The organism is Sphingomonas sp. SL1004 (assembly GCF_057815015.1).
The window spans coordinates 180,133-195,374 of the sequence record NZ_JBYMUX010000002.1; the positions used below are offsets into that span (position 1 = coordinate 180,133).

General features: G+C 57.7%; 17 protein-coding genes. 6 read left to right on the forward strand and 11 right to left on the reverse strand.

Features of this window, described 5'->3' with window-relative positions:
* Positions 1–4: 4 nt before the first annotated feature.
* On the reverse strand, positions 5–1,399 hold the full coding sequence (locus AC3D24_RS21470) for an HlyD family type I secretion periplasmic adaptor subunit (protein WP_489033530.1): 1,395 nt from the start codon (positions 1,397–1,399) through the stop codon (positions 5–7).
* Entirely contained in the window at positions 1,396–3,588 is a 2,193-nt protein-coding gene (locus tag AC3D24_RS21475; protein WP_489033532.1) for a type I secretion system permease/ATPase, read from the reverse strand. Before AC3D24_RS21475 ends, AC3D24_RS21470 begins: the two co-directional genes overlap by 4 nt.
* 238 nt (positions 3,589–3,826) lie before the next feature.
* On the opposite strand from AC3D24_RS21475, the gene AC3D24_RS21480 reads away from it, so the two are divergent.
* Positions 3,827–4,333 carry a Ros/MucR family transcriptional regulator gene (locus AC3D24_RS21480; RefSeq protein WP_489033533.1) on the forward strand — a complete coding sequence of 169 codons (507 nt, stop codon included), beginning with the start codon at positions 3,827–3,829 and terminating at the stop codon, positions 4,331–4,333.
* Between the two features lie 145 nt (positions 4,334–4,478).
* Here AC3D24_RS21480 and AC3D24_RS21485 read toward each other — a convergent pair whose 3' ends face one another.
* Together AC3D24_RS21485 and AC3D24_RS21490 are read right to left on the reverse strand one after the other, a co-directional pair.
* Positions 4,479–5,048, reverse strand: a complete 570-nt coding sequence (locus tag AC3D24_RS21485; RefSeq protein ID WP_489033534.1) for a recombinase family protein — start codon at positions 5,046–5,048, stop codon at positions 4,479–4,481.
* Between the two features lie 18 nt (positions 5,049–5,066).
* Positions 5,067–5,279, reverse strand: a complete 213-nt coding sequence (locus tag AC3D24_RS21490) for a hypothetical protein (RefSeq protein ID WP_489033535.1) — start codon at positions 5,277–5,279, stop codon at positions 5,067–5,069.
* 544 nt (positions 5,280–5,823) lie between these two features.
* Between AC3D24_RS21490 and AC3D24_RS21495 the strand changes: the two genes are divergently transcribed.
* Positions 5,824–6,558, forward strand: coding sequence for a TonB family protein (locus tag AC3D24_RS21495; protein WP_489033537.1), 735 nt, complete (start codon positions 5,824–5,826; stop codon positions 6,556–6,558).
* 461 nt (positions 6,559–7,019) lie between these two features.
* On the opposite strand, the gene AC3D24_RS21500 is transcribed toward AC3D24_RS21495, so the two are convergent.
* From AC3D24_RS21500 to AC3D24_RS21515, 4 genes are all read right to left on the reverse strand, one after another.
* Complete coding sequence (locus tag AC3D24_RS21500) at positions 7,020–7,265, reverse strand: hypothetical protein (protein WP_489033539.1); 246 nt, start codon at positions 7,263–7,265, stop codon at positions 7,020–7,022.
* Positions 7,266–7,387: 122 nt separating this feature from the next.
* Positions 7,388–7,891: a flagellar basal body-associated FliL family protein gene (locus AC3D24_RS21505; protein WP_489033540.1), complete on the reverse strand. Its 504-nt coding sequence runs from the start codon at positions 7,889–7,891 to the stop codon at positions 7,388–7,390.
* Between the two features lie 28 nt (positions 7,892–7,919).
* Complete coding sequence (locus AC3D24_RS21510) at positions 7,920–9,452, reverse strand: putative bifunctional diguanylate cyclase/phosphodiesterase (RefSeq protein WP_489033542.1); 1,533 nt, start codon at positions 9,450–9,452, stop codon at positions 7,920–7,922.
* An 890-nt stretch (positions 9,453–10,342) separates the two neighbouring features.
* On the reverse strand, positions 10,343–10,636 hold the full coding sequence (locus AC3D24_RS21515) for a hypothetical protein (protein ID WP_489033543.1): 294 nt from the start codon (positions 10,634–10,636) through the stop codon (positions 10,343–10,345).
* A gap of 261 nt (positions 10,637–10,897) precedes the next feature.
* Between AC3D24_RS21515 and AC3D24_RS21520 the strand changes: the two genes are divergently transcribed.
* The 3 genes from AC3D24_RS21520 (at position 10,898) to AC3D24_RS21530 (ending at position 12,512) form a co-directional block, all read left to right on the forward strand.
* Complete coding sequence (locus AC3D24_RS21520; RefSeq protein ID WP_489033545.1) at positions 10,898–11,212, forward strand: hypothetical protein; 315 nt, start codon at positions 10,898–10,900, stop codon at positions 11,210–11,212.
* A gap of 57 nt (positions 11,213–11,269) precedes the next feature.
* Positions 11,270–12,169, forward strand: coding sequence for a hypothetical protein (locus AC3D24_RS21525; protein ID WP_489033546.1), 900 nt, complete (start codon positions 11,270–11,272; stop codon positions 12,167–12,169).
* A gap of 157 nt (positions 12,170–12,326) precedes the next feature.
* Positions 12,327–12,512 carry a hypothetical protein gene (locus AC3D24_RS21530; protein ID WP_489033547.1) on the forward strand — a complete coding sequence of 62 codons (186 nt, stop codon included), beginning with the start codon at positions 12,327–12,329 and terminating at the stop codon, positions 12,510–12,512.
* A 474-nt stretch (positions 12,513–12,986) separates the two neighbouring features.
* Here the strand turns inward: AC3D24_RS21530 and AC3D24_RS21535 are convergent, their stop codons facing one another.
* From AC3D24_RS21535 to AC3D24_RS21545, 3 genes are all read right to left on the reverse strand, one after another.
* Positions 12,987–13,460, reverse strand: coding sequence for a type II toxin-antitoxin system death-on-curing family toxin (locus AC3D24_RS21535; RefSeq protein ID WP_489033548.1), 474 nt, complete (start codon positions 13,458–13,460; stop codon positions 12,987–12,989).
* Positions 13,450–13,632 carry a hypothetical protein gene (locus AC3D24_RS21540; RefSeq protein ID WP_489033549.1) on the reverse strand — a complete coding sequence of 61 codons (183 nt, stop codon included), beginning with the start codon at positions 13,630–13,632 and terminating at the stop codon, positions 13,450–13,452. The genes AC3D24_RS21535 and AC3D24_RS21540 overlap by 11 nt, the downstream gene beginning before the upstream one ends.
* Before the next feature lie 71 nt (positions 13,633–13,703).
* Positions 13,704–14,114: a hypothetical protein gene (locus AC3D24_RS21545; protein WP_489033550.1), complete on the reverse strand. Its 411-nt coding sequence runs from the start codon at positions 14,112–14,114 to the stop codon at positions 13,704–13,706.
* Between the two features lie 331 nt (positions 14,115–14,445).
* On the opposite strand from AC3D24_RS21545, the gene AC3D24_RS21550 reads away from it, so the two are divergent.
* Positions 14,446–14,868: a hypothetical protein gene (locus tag AC3D24_RS21550; RefSeq protein ID WP_489033551.1), complete on the forward strand. Its 423-nt coding sequence runs from the start codon at positions 14,446–14,448 to the stop codon at positions 14,866–14,868.
* Positions 14,869–15,242: the final 374 nt, after the last annotated feature.

Consider the following 15,242-nt stretch of genomic DNA (forward strand, 5'->3'; position numbering starts at 1 on the left):
AAAATCATCGCTCGCGTGCCGCTTCCAATCTGGTCTGCGTCACGGGGCTCATCAGGTAGCTACCAATCGTCCGACGACCGATACGAATGTCAGCTGTGGCCGACATCCCAGGCGTCAATGGGGACTGCTCGCCATCTCGATCAATCGTCGAGCGCGACAGTTCTACGCGTGCCGTATACACAAGCCCTAACTTGTCGTCGTCCACAGCGTCCGATCCTACGCTGATCATCCGACCGGGTACTGTTCCATAGCGGGTAAAGGGGAAAGCCTCGATTTTCACAGCCACCGACTGCCCTATTCGAACGAAGCCAACGTCCTTGTTCAGAACCTTGACTTCAGCGACTACGGCACCGCTGCTCGGTACTATCATCATAACCGGCTTCGCAGCCTCTACGACGCCGCCCACCGTGTGGATCGCCAACTGGGCGACGGTTCCGTCAACAGGACTAACCAGCAATTGCAGACTTGACCGTTGCTTCGCCTTGGTCAGCTCTTCTCGGCGAAGACGAACGTCAGCGTCTGCCTTGGTTAGATCGATCAGGACCTTGGAGCGCGCCTCCGCTCGCGATTGCGCCATTCCACTGCCTGCTGCAGCCATCTGAGCGCTAGCCTTGCTGGACGTTTCGATTGCAATGTCACGATCTCGGGCCGCCGAAAGCCTTTGGCGTCGCATTTCAATCACTTTCAATTTCGAAACAAAACCCTTGGCGAGCAGCTGTTCGTTGGCAGCTATCTGTTCGTCCAAGAGGGGCAGCGTCTCTGACAGTTTGGCAGCTTGGACATTTGCCTCTCCTCGGGCAGCGATCGCGGCCTGTCGATCCGCAACATGGGTCGCAGCGGTCGCCAAGATATCGTCCAGTTGTGCTCGAGCGAGCGCCGCTTGGTTCGCCGCTATCTCGGGAGCGATGTTCGGAGGTGCGACGAACGAAAGTGCTCCGCCGTTCAAGGTCGATAGGATCGCTCGCGCTCGGGCTGCGTCCAGTTCCGCAGTTTCTAGCGCACGTTCCGCTTGAACGGACTCGGCCCCCGAAACAGTGGGATCGAGTTCGACGAGTGGCTGCCCTTTGCGAACCCGCTGACCGTCTCGAACTAGGATTGCACGAACTACGCCCGGTTCGGCGGGCTGAATAACCTTAACGTTGTCGACGGGTATTAAGCGGCCCTGTGCCGACGCGACGACATCGACACGCCCAAGCGTCAGCCAAACAATGGTAAACGCTAGAAGAACGAGAAGCGCCCAGGTCGTTACCCGTGCCGTAGGTGAGACCGGTTGCTCGATGATCTCCATCGCAGCCGGGAGGAATGACACTTCTTCTGCACGAACCAAACCTTTGGCGCGAGCCTTCTCGTCAGCAAGCGCCGCACGGATCGACCCCCAGTGATATGCTATCGTGCTCATGCGGTTCCTCCGCTAGAACCCATCTGGCGGCGATGCAGACTAGCATAGCGGCCATCGAGACGAAGCAACTCATCGTGGCTACCTACCTCGACGATCCGCCCCTTCTCCAGGGTCATGATCCGATCACACTGTCTGATCGCCGAAAGGCGGTGAGCGATGATCAGCACGGTGCGGCCCCGAGCCATGGCTTTGAGGTTGGCCTGAATAATCTCTTCGCTCTCGGCGTCCAGTGCCGAAGTCGCCTCGTCGAGGATCAGGATGCGCGGCTGGGTGACGAGAGCGCGCGCGATGGCGATCCGCTGCCGCTGCCCGCCCGAAAGGTTGACGCCTCGCTCCTCGATCACGGTGTCGTAACCTTGGGACAATGTCAGAATGAAGTCGTGCGCGCCGGAAAGCTTGGCTGCGGCCATGACGTTTTCCAGCGGCATCGCGGGATTGGCGAGGGCGATGTTCTCGCGGATCGAGCGGTTGAAGAGTAGGTTCTCCTGCAGCACCACGCCGATCTGTCGGCGCAACCATGCGGGGTCGATCTGCGCCACATCGACGCCATCGATGAATATGCGCCCGCCGGCGGGGGTATAGAGCCTTTGCAACAACTTGGTCAGCGTCGATTTGCCGGACCCCGACGAACCCGCGATTCCGAGCGTGCCGCCCGGTGGCAGGTCGAACGTGATGTCGTCGAGCGTCCAAGGCCCATCGAGCGCGTATCGGAACTTCACCGCGTCGAAACGGATCTCGCCCTTGACTGCCGGCAACGCGACACGTGATCCGGCGCCTGGTTCAACGGGGGTGTTGAGCACATCACCGAGCCGATCGATCGACAGGCGTACCTGCTGGAAATCCTGCCAGAGCTGAGCCATGCGTATGACCGGGCCAGATACGCGCTGTGCGAACATGTTGAACGCGACGAGACCGCCTACGGTAAGCGCCCCGGCTATGACCTCTCGCGCACCGAAGAACAGGATCGCGGCGAGGCTGATCTTGGATATCAGCTGGACGGCCTGGCTGCCGGTGTTTCCGAGATTTATCACACGCTGGTTCGCAGCACTGTAACCGGCCAACTGCCGCTCCCACCGATCCTGCCACTGCGGCTCGACTGCGGCAGCCTTGATCGTCTGCATGCCTGATACGCTCTCTACGAGCAGCGCGTTGTTTGCGGAGCCGCGCTCGAACTTCTCGTCGAGCCGACGACGCAGCGGTCCGGTGACCAGGAGCGAGACGACTATGTAGGCCGGGATGGTGGCGGCGACTATCCAGAACAGAGTGGACGAGTAGATCCACATGGCGATCAGGAATACGACCGTGAAGGCAGGGTCGACGAGTACTGACAACGAGGCGTTCGTGAGGAACTCGCGGATCGATTCCAGCTGCCGCACACGCGTTACCGTGTCACCTACACGACGCCCCTCGAAGTACGAGAGCGGCAACGCCAGCATGTGTCGGAAAAGCTTCGCGCCCAGTTCCACGTCTAGCTTCTGACTGGTCTCCGAGTACAACCTCGTACGAAGCCATCCGAAGATGGTCTCCCAAAGCGACACCGCCAGAAAGCCGATCGACAGCACCTGCAACGTGGCAAGCGTGTTGTGAACGAGGACCTTGTCTATGACGTTCTGGAAGAACAGCGGTGCGGCGAGACCCAGGAGGTTCAGCGCCAGCGTGATCATCAGCACTTCGCCGATCAGGCGGCGATACCGGACGATCTGGGGGATGAACCAGCTGACGTCGAAGCGTCCAGACGAGCCGGCCACGCCCTCCCGCGTCGTGATCAAGACGATCTGCCCGGACCAGATCTCCCCGAGCGCGTCGACGCCGAGCTTTTCGATCGGATGCCCGGGACGCTGGATCAGCGCTTCACCCCCGGCAATGCGTCCGATCACGAACCAACCCGATGGACCATCCGCCATGACGGGTAAGGGGAGGCGGCTCAATCTCGCAAAATCGGTCTGAATGACCTTCGCGCGGACGCCGGCCTGTCGCTTCGCCAATCGCAAGATGTCGTCGGCGATCAACGGGCGTTCGTGACCAAGCTCGTGCCGGAGCTGCTCGGGGTCGACGGCAATTTTGTGCATCGCCAGGACAGTCGCAAAAGCGACTAATCCAGTCTCCGAATTGCCCGCGAACCTAGCCTGCACGCTGCCCAAGCGTATTTTCCCCCGCACCGAAGTCCAACTGGGGTGCAACTCGACCATATCGCACGACTAGCGCCGGTCAAACACTTTGTAAGGAAACTACCGTTTCGGACTCAATTCTTTTATTGGGGGGGCAGAAGGGCGAACGAGCAAATTCCGTCAACATCTCAGAGCATAGTCGTAAGACCACATTTTGAGGCCGTTTTATGCAACTCCTTCAAATGGTTATCTTGAACAGTCTTGAATTGTCATATACCAATATAATACCTATATTCCGCTTTGGAAATGGAGTCCCTTTATGTCTGATACCATCCTCGATCAAAGCCCTGTCGAGCTCGCAACGGAATTGACGATTGCCTGGTTGGCAAACCCCAACACGCGTACCGACGCTGACGACGTTCCGGCCTTCCTGAACAAAATGTACGAAACTGTTTCGGTGCTGGTCGGTGGAACCGCTGCAGCTGCTGAACCTGAGGCACCTGCTCAAGAATACACCCCGGCCGTGACGGCGCGTAAGTCGCTTGCCAGCCCTGATCACATCATCAGCATGATCGATGGCAAGCCGTACAAGACGCTGCGTCGCCACCTTGCCACTAACGGCATGACGCCAGTGGAGTATCGTGAGCGTTATGGCCTGAAGGCTGATTACCCCATGGTCGCTCCGACCTATTCGGAAGCACGTCGCACGATGGCGAAAAGCATTGGCCTGGGTCGCAAGCCCGGTCAAACAAATGCAGCCAAGGCGGACGCCAAGCCCACCCCGGCTCCGCGCAAGCGCAAGACCGAAGAAGCGGCAGCCGAATAAGCCATGGCCTGGCTTCCTGGAGAACGGGAAGCCGGGCCGCTGTGGAATGCCGTCTATGTCGCCTGCAGGCGGCTGCTCAGGGCGTCCAGGGTCGTCAGACGGCGATCATGGCCGTCAAAGGGCGCGATGTGTAGGTAGCGGGTTTTCACGATGCCGGCTCGCCGCCACCCGCCGGAAAATGCCTGTAAAAGGGTGCGACCGAGACGCCGATCGCCTCGGCCACGTCTCGCGGACGATCGCCCGCAGCGAGCAGCTTCATAGCCGTGACCCTTTTTTTTGGTGTCAGGACCGACTTGCACCCCCTGCCCGGCCCGTTCGTGCGACGGGCTGCCAGTAGCCCGGCCATTGTTCGTTCGCGGATCAGCTCACGTTCCATTTCCGCGGTCGACGCCAGAATGTGAAAGAGCAACCGACCGGTCGGCGTCGCTGTGTCGATCCCGTCGGTCAGGGACCGTAACTCGATACCGCGGGTAGCAAGGTCAGCCGCCAGTTCGACAAGGCCCTTCATCGAACGGCCAAGGCGGTCGAGCTTCCAGACGACGAGCGTGTCGCCCCGGCGAGCGACGTTCAACGCTTCCGACAAACCCGGACGGTCGACTTTCGCGCCACTCGCCGTGCCACTGCAGATCCGTTCGCATCCCGCAGCGGTCAAAGCGTCCGTTTGCAACGTCAAATTCTGGTCCGATGTCGAGACCCGGGCATATCCAATGAGCATCAGCGGGGATCCGCCATGTCAGCGCGCCTGCTTCAGGAACGCGGTGAAGCGATCTGCGCTCTCACGCAGCGCTTCGCCGTCGGGGCCGTCGAAGGCGGGCGGTGGTACGCGAAGGTTCAGCCGGCCGAGACCATCCAGGACCTGAGCATAATCCAGCCCGGTGCGGTCCTTCGTCTCCTTGGCCGAGCTGTGTCCTGAGGCATAGGCGCGCAGCGCGTCGTCGATCGTCATGGTTCGACCCTTCTCAGTTAGCCAACGAAGCTGGCGTTCAATGAGAATGAACAATGAGAACATATTTTGAGAAAGTGGAAATACAGGCCAGCTATGAGCTCTGCTCGCCGAGGATCATTCATTGGTGAGATCGCTAGGCACGTTGCCGCCAGCGGGATAACCGATGTCGTAAATTTGGAGATCACGCCATGCCTGTTGCGATGCTCGCGCTGCTCAGTGTCCCTGCCCCCCCGTTACCGTTCGCCACACAGCGGACGGAGGTCGTGTCGTTCACCGCAAGCGATCTTACCTGTTCAGGGCAGCCGATAGTAGCCGCTAACATCGTTCGGCCTTTCACAGCCGTTGCAACGCGTTACGGTCCCGCTGTTACCGAAAGCCCCTCACCCACATATCGGTTCTCCTTCGTAATCGACGCGCAGGGGCGTGCCCGCACGATCCGCCGTGATATGACGGAATCGCCGGGTTGGTATGTCGACACAAGCGATCTTCCCCTGCGCTGGCGGCTTCGAGCTTTCCAACCGGAATGCCGCAAGCGAAATGCAGCGTGTCCTTCAAAGTATCGGTCACGCCGATCGAGAAGGCGTCGATGCCGGATTTGTACGAGCTGGCGAGCCGTCCGGATTCCACAGGGTTCGCGCCTGCCCTGTTTGAACGAGTTCGCCCTGCAGGTTCAAATTGCCCCCGCGAGCCAGGCCAGTACCGGCGTCTTAACCTGCCGGCCTTCGAAAAACTGTCGCAACCGGCACGCCGACCAGCCTGGGTGTTTCTGGCATTCGACGTTAACGCCGCGGGTAAGCCTGGCAACGTCCAGGCATTGGGGACGTCCGGCGATACGGAGCTCGATCGCGCCGGCCAAGAAGCTTTGCTCGCCAATCGCTACGAGCCGGGAGCGGGGTTTCACGGATGCACCTATCACTTTTACCATAACGGACGCGCCAACCTTGCGGCACCCGTACCGGTGCCAGACACGCCTCTGGATACTGGAGACCAGCCCGGTTGCATCGTGGATCCCAAGTCAATCCCGGGCCTTCTCGACGGCAGCGCTTATCCCAGGGCGTTCTCGCGCCGCGGAATCGAAGGGGCGGCCGTAATTGGTTACGATACAGCGCCATGGGGAGCGGTAGGCAACGTAAGGGTTCTCGGTTCTGAACCGGACGAAGCGTTCGGCGATACCGCGCGCAATGCGCTTTCCAATGCCCGGGTAGTAGAAAGCGATTCAGGCCGTCGAGGCTGTGTTCAGCGGGTCAAGTTCAAGCTTCCGCCGAAGAGCACCCGGTAACGAGCACTGCCTGGCTGGCGTTCCTGATTGGGAACGCCAGAGGCTTCTCAATTGGCGTTCGTTTTTGGGAAGGGCGATTGGCTACGCGATGCATATGGACGGTCCTTGAGTCATGACCGACGAGCAGACCAGCAACCCCACTGGGTCGGTAGCCCTGCTCGACGACCCCCGGAAGGTGCAGTGGTTGCTCGGTTATCGCGGCTATGCTAGCGACTAATCAGGAGTGCGCTGAAGCCAGGGCCATCCCGGATCGGAATCCCGCAACGAACCGGTCAGATATGACAGCGACGGTACAGGGGCCGCGGCCGCATCAAAATCATATTCGGCCACCCGAGGGACTAGCGCCGCGTCGCTATTCTCTTTGATCGATGCCCAACAGTCTTCTTCTCCGCCATCAGCTTGGCCGCTACCTCTATATTCTGGCTATGAACTATAACACTTGAACCCTAGGCAATCGTAAATCATCGAGATTCAGTATTCAACAAACCGGCCCTTTGGTCTATATTGTCTTCGGCGGAAGCGCCTTGAGCATATCCTTGCTGCCGGATTTGTGCGGCTGTCTCGGTGTCATTTTCGGCCTCTCGACGAAGACTCGCCGCAGATTTCAGGTCTGTTATATTCGCGGCGGATCGTAATTCCTCAGCTTTCTCATCGAGATGGTCGGCACGGTCATTGTCGGCATCTGTGATGGCCTGATCGGCGTCCATCGCGTTTTCAACGACCGCCTGATCGTTGGTTGCTACAAGTTGGCTGCAGGAAGAAAGAGCTAGCAGCACGCTTACGGGCAGGGCGCACCGCACCAGAACCCTGACTAGGCATTTCATAGTCCTCAATCTCCGTCTTCGGCAGTTTGAACGATGAAACTGGTGAAGTACGCGCCTTCAACCGCACCCTTGAAGCCATCTGTTCGCAGCTGCTGGTTAATTGCCGCCTTTGCGCGGGATAGGAGCTGTTCCTTACCCTCATCGGTCATCGCGGTGGTCGGATCGGCATCGGCGAGAGCGGTTAGAATAGTCGAACGCAGCGCTGGGTCATCGTTTTTCAGCGCATCATTCACAGCGGCATAGTGGGTGCTGACGGAAATGCCTGCCTGAAGGATCCCTCCCGTGTCCTTCATATTTACCGAAATGGGCGGATCAAATGCATAATAAATGGGCTGGTCCTGGCGAACGAGATCCTGCGGTGCCGCTTCGGCATCCGAGGCGATCGCGCCGGCGTCCTCGTCGACACGGGCCACGAGTCCGTCTCGCGACAGCCAAACGCCGAGCGCTACTGCACCCGAAATCAGCAGTATCACGGCCACCGCCGCCAAAATCTTGATCTTTCGTGTCATTCCAACTCGACTGCTAATGGCTCGGACTTCATATTCTATATTGGTGGGAAGCCTTACGGTGCTCGACCTCTGACATTTTCAGCATCGCCGTAACGCGTTCAGCGTCTATAGCTTTGCTAAATAGATACCCTTGACCCTGATCGCAGCCCTGCGCTTCGAGCAGAACGCGCTGTGCCTGGGTTTCGACACCCTCAGCCGTGACCTTCGCTCCAAGTCCTGAACCGAGACCGATCAAAGCCTTGACGATCGCAGCATTGTCGACATCATGCTCCATGCCATCCACAAAACTGCGGTCGATCTTGATCTTGTCTGGCTTGAACGCGCGTAGATGGTACAAACTGGAATAGCCCGTACCGAAATCATCAAGCGCAATACGAACACCGATGCCCCGTACGATATCCAGTGCGGTACGGGCCGCCTCAAGATCCCTTACCAAGGCGCTTTCGGTAATCTCCAACTCTAGCCGCTGCGCCGGAAACCCTGTTTCTGTCAGGATTTTCATGATGCCCAACCCAAAAAGAGGGTCCTGCAGGGCGGCACCAGATACATTGAACGCTAAAGTGATATTTGGTGGCCAACCCACTGCATCCGTGCACGCTTCTCTCAGCAACAGGACGGTTAAATCGCGAATAAGTCCTGCATCTTCGGCGACTGCGATAAACCGTTCGGGCGGCACTTCCCCCAGTTGCGGCGACGTCCAACGGGCCAGCGCTTCGAACCCGACGATGCCGCTACCATCCAGGGCGATCAAGGGCTGGTAGAAGGGGTGGATACACTCGTCCCTGATTGCTTGCCGTAACTCACGCTCGAGCTGATCTCGTTCTTCCGCCTGCGCATCCATTGCCGTTTCGAAAAAGCGCACAGCAGAAAGTGAACGCTGCTTTTCCTCCTTTGCACGGTAGAGAGCGACATCGGCTTTACGCAGTAGCGTATCCGCGGAATCACCGTCGTCGGGAATTAGAGCGACGCCAATCGCAATGCCTACGTCGTGACGACTTTCTCCTGTCGAGATTGGCTGCGATACTGCGTCCATAATACGCGTTGATAGACCGGTCGCTGATTCCACCCCGGAGGTGTGCAGCGCCAGTACGGCAAACTCATCGCCGCCTAAACGCGCCACCAGATCGCCGTCGCGGACAGCGCGACCAAGCCGCCCCCCGACTTGTACCAGCACTTCGTCACCAACCTGGTGGCCGTAAAGGTCGTTTATCCTTTTGAAACCGTTCAGGTCCATCAACAAGAGCACATGGCTTCCACCCGATCGCGCAGGCGATGCAATGGCAACTTGCAATGCCTCATCGAAGTTACGCCTGTTCGGCAAACCGGTAAGGGCGTCATGAAGCGCTAGTGTTCGCGCTTCGCGCTCAGCTGCAATACGGCGGTTCGTCTCCCGCCTTGCCTCCTTCAGGCGCCGCATGGCGAAGATCGTCGATCCGCCGCAGAAGATGGCCGCAATGATCATCACTTCCTCGAGCGTGATGGTCTTGACTGCGAACGCTGCCTCGTCCGAAGCGAACACATCCACTTCGAAGCAGTAGAATCCCGCAAGGCAGGTGAACAAGATTACAGCCGATCCGTCTAGCATCTTCAGCCTGTGCCGTACCAGCCGAGCCCACAACGTAGCAGTGTATATTGCCATGGCCATCCACTCTTTCATGCGCAACAGGTACTAGAACATGATTACTGATCCTATAAGATTTCGACCTTGAAGCCCTGACACATACCGTTTTATGTTCGCCCAACATCGCTGTGAGAGATGCGTCACGCTATTCCCGTCGACGCGCATTCATCAACACCTAGCGAGTCCGAGATTTGAGTGCGATCACGGGTTCTCACCAGCCCCAGGTTCCGAGGACAGGTCTGCTTTCTCGAAATTCGATCCCTCGCGAGAAAGCCGGATCGGACACGAACGCCCAATCCCGGTCATTCCGCCGGTCCTACTGCGCACCCGATTGCGGACATTCGTAAAGTCTGAGAAGATAGCCGGATGAAGGTTTTGCCCCTCGCCGCATTACTGGCCGCACTCGCGGGTTCATCGGCGTTTGCTTCACAGCAAGTGGAGCGTATTCCCGTTACGATACGTCTTGTCGGTGACGACGGGCTTACCCAGAAGCTGACCGTAGGGCTTCGGAACGAATTACAACGAAATCCCGTCCTGCGGCCAGCGACATTTGGAGACCGAGACGCTATATCGATCGAAAGTGACAGCAATGCTGATTGGGATGAATTGAGCGGTCGAACCGTGTTGATTTACACTGTTTATGTTTTTCGGGGCGAGAGCCGCGGCGCGGCGCACACTGGCGTTTGTTACGAGAAGAGCATCTCAAAATGCGTTAATGCGATTACACGCTTGGTGCGGATTAGGGCAGAACTACCATAGTTGTTGGTTTAAAGCGGACGGGCAGCTTCCCTGCCCAAAGCGGCCATTCCGCTTCCGCCCAAAGTCGAACGTTAGCGAATGATCAGACTCCACACCGCTGGCAACGCAACGAAAGCCACCGCCGCCTTGTGCTTCCATGTGGGTGCCCCTGACTTCCAGAAGGCTCGGGCAAGCGCGAAAGCCAACCCAGCGAAAAGGAGACTACCAGCGAAGATCAAGTTGTCGTCTTCGCCTGTGCTGAGTGTGCGATAGACCACCGCAGCGGCAAGAAACTGGAACCCGCTGAGAAACAGCAAGCCCACGATAATGATGCGGGTCGTGCGTTCCCCAAAGACTATCGATGTGTAGCTATCGTTCTGCCGCATCGTGACCTCCAGTTACCTTGTATAAGCGTCGACCTCAGCGTCCACTATCCTCCCCATACCGGCCATTCCGCTTCCGCCCAGAGTCGGCCGTTCCGGCTGGCAACTCGCAGTTTCGAAAGCGGACATCCGTTCATCACGATGATGCCAGCTCGGCCGTGACGTGGTGCAAAAATCAAAAGTTTTACATCAAATCAGTAGGGCAAAACCGCCGGTGTGCTGACCCCACTTGCAGGCATTCAATAGCCCTTGCATGACGATCAAATGCTGATTTTACCGTTCGTCATCGTTGGCATCATTTTGGGTGTTGCCCTGATTGCGGGCGCAGTAGCCGCTGTTTGCCGTCTGCTCACTAAGAGCAATGCGTTGTCTCTGACATTAGGGACTCTCAGTATGCCAGTTCTAATCGGCGCCTCATTTGTTGATTGGATAATGACGATGGAAGCGGACGACACCGCGCCCGGTAATGTCATGATCGGGAGCTTGGTCGCGCTTGTGGTAGTCACGCCTATCGCGCTGATTGCCAGTCGCCTCACGATCAGATTTCTGTCTAAACGCGCTTCGCGGAACGGCAGCTAACCACTCGCTCTCCCGCAGGCGTGATGCGAAACTCACGGGATTTGCATCGCGCCGAAGATGGCCAACCTGCGAGGGTCTGCGATGTACGTCTCAAAAGTTTTGCATCTGCGTAGCGAGACAAACGGTGGGTCAGCTTACGCCGCTAGCGAAAATTACAGGCTAGTGGTTAAAGGGCTGATGGCTGAACCTCGTTCATTTTCTAACATTGTTGTCTCCACGGCAAAGCAGAAGTTGGCTGCGGCTCGCGGAAGACAAAGCCCAGATGCCACGGCAGAGAAGCCGCGAGAAGCGATCCTTGACGGCCTCAAAATCGTAGGTGAAGCTATTGCCGAAGATGGCTACCTTTTTTTGCCTTCGGGTCCAAAGTTTGTGCGAAAGCACGGCGATTTTACCTTCCAAATTAGCATTCAATCTGATCGTAATAACGTGGCAGCTCAGAGGGCAGCGGTATGGGTTCACGCGGCAGTCTATTCTCGGGTGTTCACAAATTGGAGCAAGAAGCATAGCAGTAGCTGGATACGACCTAACGCACCTTTCCCCTTGCCTGTTTTTGCCACTCAGCTTGGCTACCTTTCCGAGCCCGCAGCATGGATGGAATGGGATTTTGCAAACACCTCCCGAAGGATACTCGTAGCGGAGGATTTAGTAACCTCAATTCGGGCAGGCGCTTACTCGCTGTTTTCGATGTTTGAAGCAGGAACCGACGATATCGCACGGCTAGTGGATCGAGATTGGCTGTCTCTCGAAAGCGTTTTGACCTACTTCCTATCGACCGGCGATTTGATTCTGGCAGGTGAGACCCTTCGAAGCGTTCTCAACCAACGACACGACCTGCGGGGGGAGTTCGAGCGGCTTAGTCGGGAATTCATAAAACACGGAGTTCCAAACTACCGGACAGGCGGAGCACATGACCTTGCTGCCTTCGCAGTCGCTACTGGTTACCCATGGAGGGCCTAGCCATTCGTTAGACGCCATGCGCCTTACGCCCAATTGTGGGCGTGCGGATAATGGCTATCATCAGACGATGTACCGCAAAGATGCCGATCGCATGATCGCATGATCGCATGATCGCATGATCGTACGAGACGTTCGAGCTAGGCTTCCTGAGCTTAAGATGCGTAACGGTTGGGCAAGTTGGCAGTTTGCATTAAGTGCTTCAATCGCCGAGCATCCGGACTGGTACCGGCATTACCAACCATCCATCGCGCAGCAGGTTGAGCCGCTTCTCCGTGCGGCTGGCATCGACATGGCAGAACCTGAACTGCCGGGTAAATTCATCGGGAACGTGCTTCTCGACTAGCGTGGAGCCATGTCCGCCTTCCACCACTTATTGCAGTTTAGGCCGTCCCTCATATTCTCTAAATAGCTAGCAAGAGATGATTTTTGGGAAACCGCTGGCGTTCTCGATATGCGATCGAATTTCGAGAACGCCTGTGCCATGTCGCGCTGTGACATTTACCGCTGACAGAGGGTGCCAATTAGCGCTGACATCTACACGCCAGTTTGCCAAAACCAGTCCACAGGCTACGTCTCTTTAACCCGGTCCGTCTACGCCTGCCGAACACGTTTTAGGGACGATCAGAGCCTGCCTGTGAGCAGGTTCGTGTAATGATCCACGAACACACAGCGCCTGGAGTTCGTCGTTCGTCGGCTACCGTAAGTGGGCCATCGGCATTGACATCGGTATCCCCGGCCGGCCGCATCTGCTCTTTGAGGGGTCTCGAACCCGCCGCGGCTAGTTTGGCGTCCCTGTCCCGACGAATTTCGTCGGAGCTTACTTCTTATTGGTAGGAGCTCGGCTGAACAATCCAGACCGCATCTCCCGCTCGATCTCGCTCGCACGCCGGACAGCAGGCGGAACCGGTGACGCCACCGCGCGAGCGAACCTGTCGAGAAATTCGCCTTCAGCGATCTCGCGCGTCAACGTGCTAAGGATCAGATCCGCGAACCCTTCGTCAGGGTGTTGGAGGCGATGCTGATTGACGGTCAGAAAGGCGTCAGCGACCAACAGGGCTACCCGCTTGTTACCCTGGGCAAACGGGTGATTGCGAGCCACGGATAGCAATAAGTGCGCCCCTAGGTATGGAACGCGATGCTCGCCATGGTGCCAATGGTTTTTCGGGCTATCCATCGCACTTTCGAGCAAGCCGCGATCGCGTACCTGGAATGGTTCGCCGGTCGCCTCTACCGCCCGTTCGTTAAAGCGAATCGCGTGGTCAGCAGTCAGCCAACGCGGCTCACTCGGCAAGGCGGGCCATCGTCTTGGGAAAGCGCTTCATCGTGTCATCGAACAGGGCATCTACGTCGATGGGAGGCTCTGCACCTGAGAAATAAGCCGCTGGCATGCGAACGGGCGAGGTCGCGAGCGCCATCACCGCCCGAAGCGGGCCACGCTCAGAGGCGCGCTTGCGTACTGTCATCGTCACCTCCGTTACCTATTGACCGTCCCGTCAATATAGGACCGCCGGTCAACTTTCAATGAACGGTTCGCCTACGCGCGTTCCAGCATCGCGGTCGTCAAGTCAGGATCGCTCAGGTCCGATAGCTGCTTGTGCACGTGCTCGGTCAATTCGCCGAACAAGGTCTTGGATGCGACACCCAGCTTTGCGGCCAGCAGGGGCGAAACGCGCGACGGCGAATTTAGCCAGGCATCACGCGAAGTCCGAGCGGCTTCAAAGAATAGGCTTTCCGCGCGTTCCATTTCGATGAGGTCGCCATCGGCGTGGAGGTTCTTTCGTTCCGCGGCGACCGCTTGCGCGCGGGCAAGCCGCCCATGCTCGAGCACAAGGTTTGGCGCGTCGGGATCGCCGGCGCATCGCCCAGCTGCGACCTCGCGAAGATGGCGGATATAGGCAACGCGGCAATCCACAATGCTTAGCGTTTCGCCCAGCTTGCGCGGCACAAGGACGCCGGAAAGCAGCAGCTTCGATACGGCTTGCTACGACAGATCGAGGTGCTTCGCAATTTCGGCCTGAGATGCCATTTCGGTCTATCCAATTATGAACGGATTTGTTGAAGTCGCAGTTTCGTGCGGGTTTGAGCGGTCCTACGTCACACCCCCCCAGGGGTGTTTTCATAGCTATAGAACACACACGCCTTTGCCCCCCGTATTCCCCAGGATGCCGGGAAGGACCCAAGGGGTCTGAAGGCCGAGAGCGCTGGCGGTCATACGGTGGGCATGGCGCAGACGAGACATCGTGGTAATGATGCCGCCGCTTCCCTCGGAGACCTAAATGACCAGACCCTTGGCATCCGGTGAAAGTGAAACCGCTAAGACATACGTCAAAGTTGCGGAAGGTTTCGCCAGCGACGCCGACTTCCTCTTCAAGGTCGCGCAACGGGTAATCATTGTCTCCGGTATCCAGTACGCAACTACGCGCGCAGTACCCGGATCGACCGTTGAGACTACTCTAACCTTTATTGGCGCCGCACTCCGGCTTTTGCTTACGCTTTGGCTTTCGACGTCGGCTACTGCCAAAGTTTACCCCGTGATTAGGTGGGGCTTAGAACGTGTGCATGTCGAGAGGAAATGGCAACGATTAGCAGCTTTTGGCTTTCTAGTGATTGTCTGTGCTTTGGGATTTTGGTACATCGATGGATTCGTTGTTAGAACTATTCATACCTTAATCGATGGCATTGCGAACAAGCCTAAGTAATTATGGTAGGTCCCCGTGGATATTCTTGCGGACGCCGACGCCCGCCACGTCGATGGCTAGCGTCATGTGCTCGATCGCCTTCTCCGCCCCGTGGCGCTGCTGGAGAATCGTCATCGTCCCAGCCATTAGCGGCGACACGGCCTTAGTGGAGTGGCCGGTAACAATCGTGCCCGATGATCAGGTTCGGTTTCGGTTGCCGTTTGGACCCAATGACATGACACTCGGCGGATCACGAATCAGGGGAGCAACGAACGTGCTTACAATACCAACAGCCAGCCCTCAGGTTCTGCTTAACGCGATGAAGGCCGATGTTGCCGCGGGCCACGTAGAAACTTGGAAGGTCGATAGCGACGGCGATTTTAAGCACACGTCCA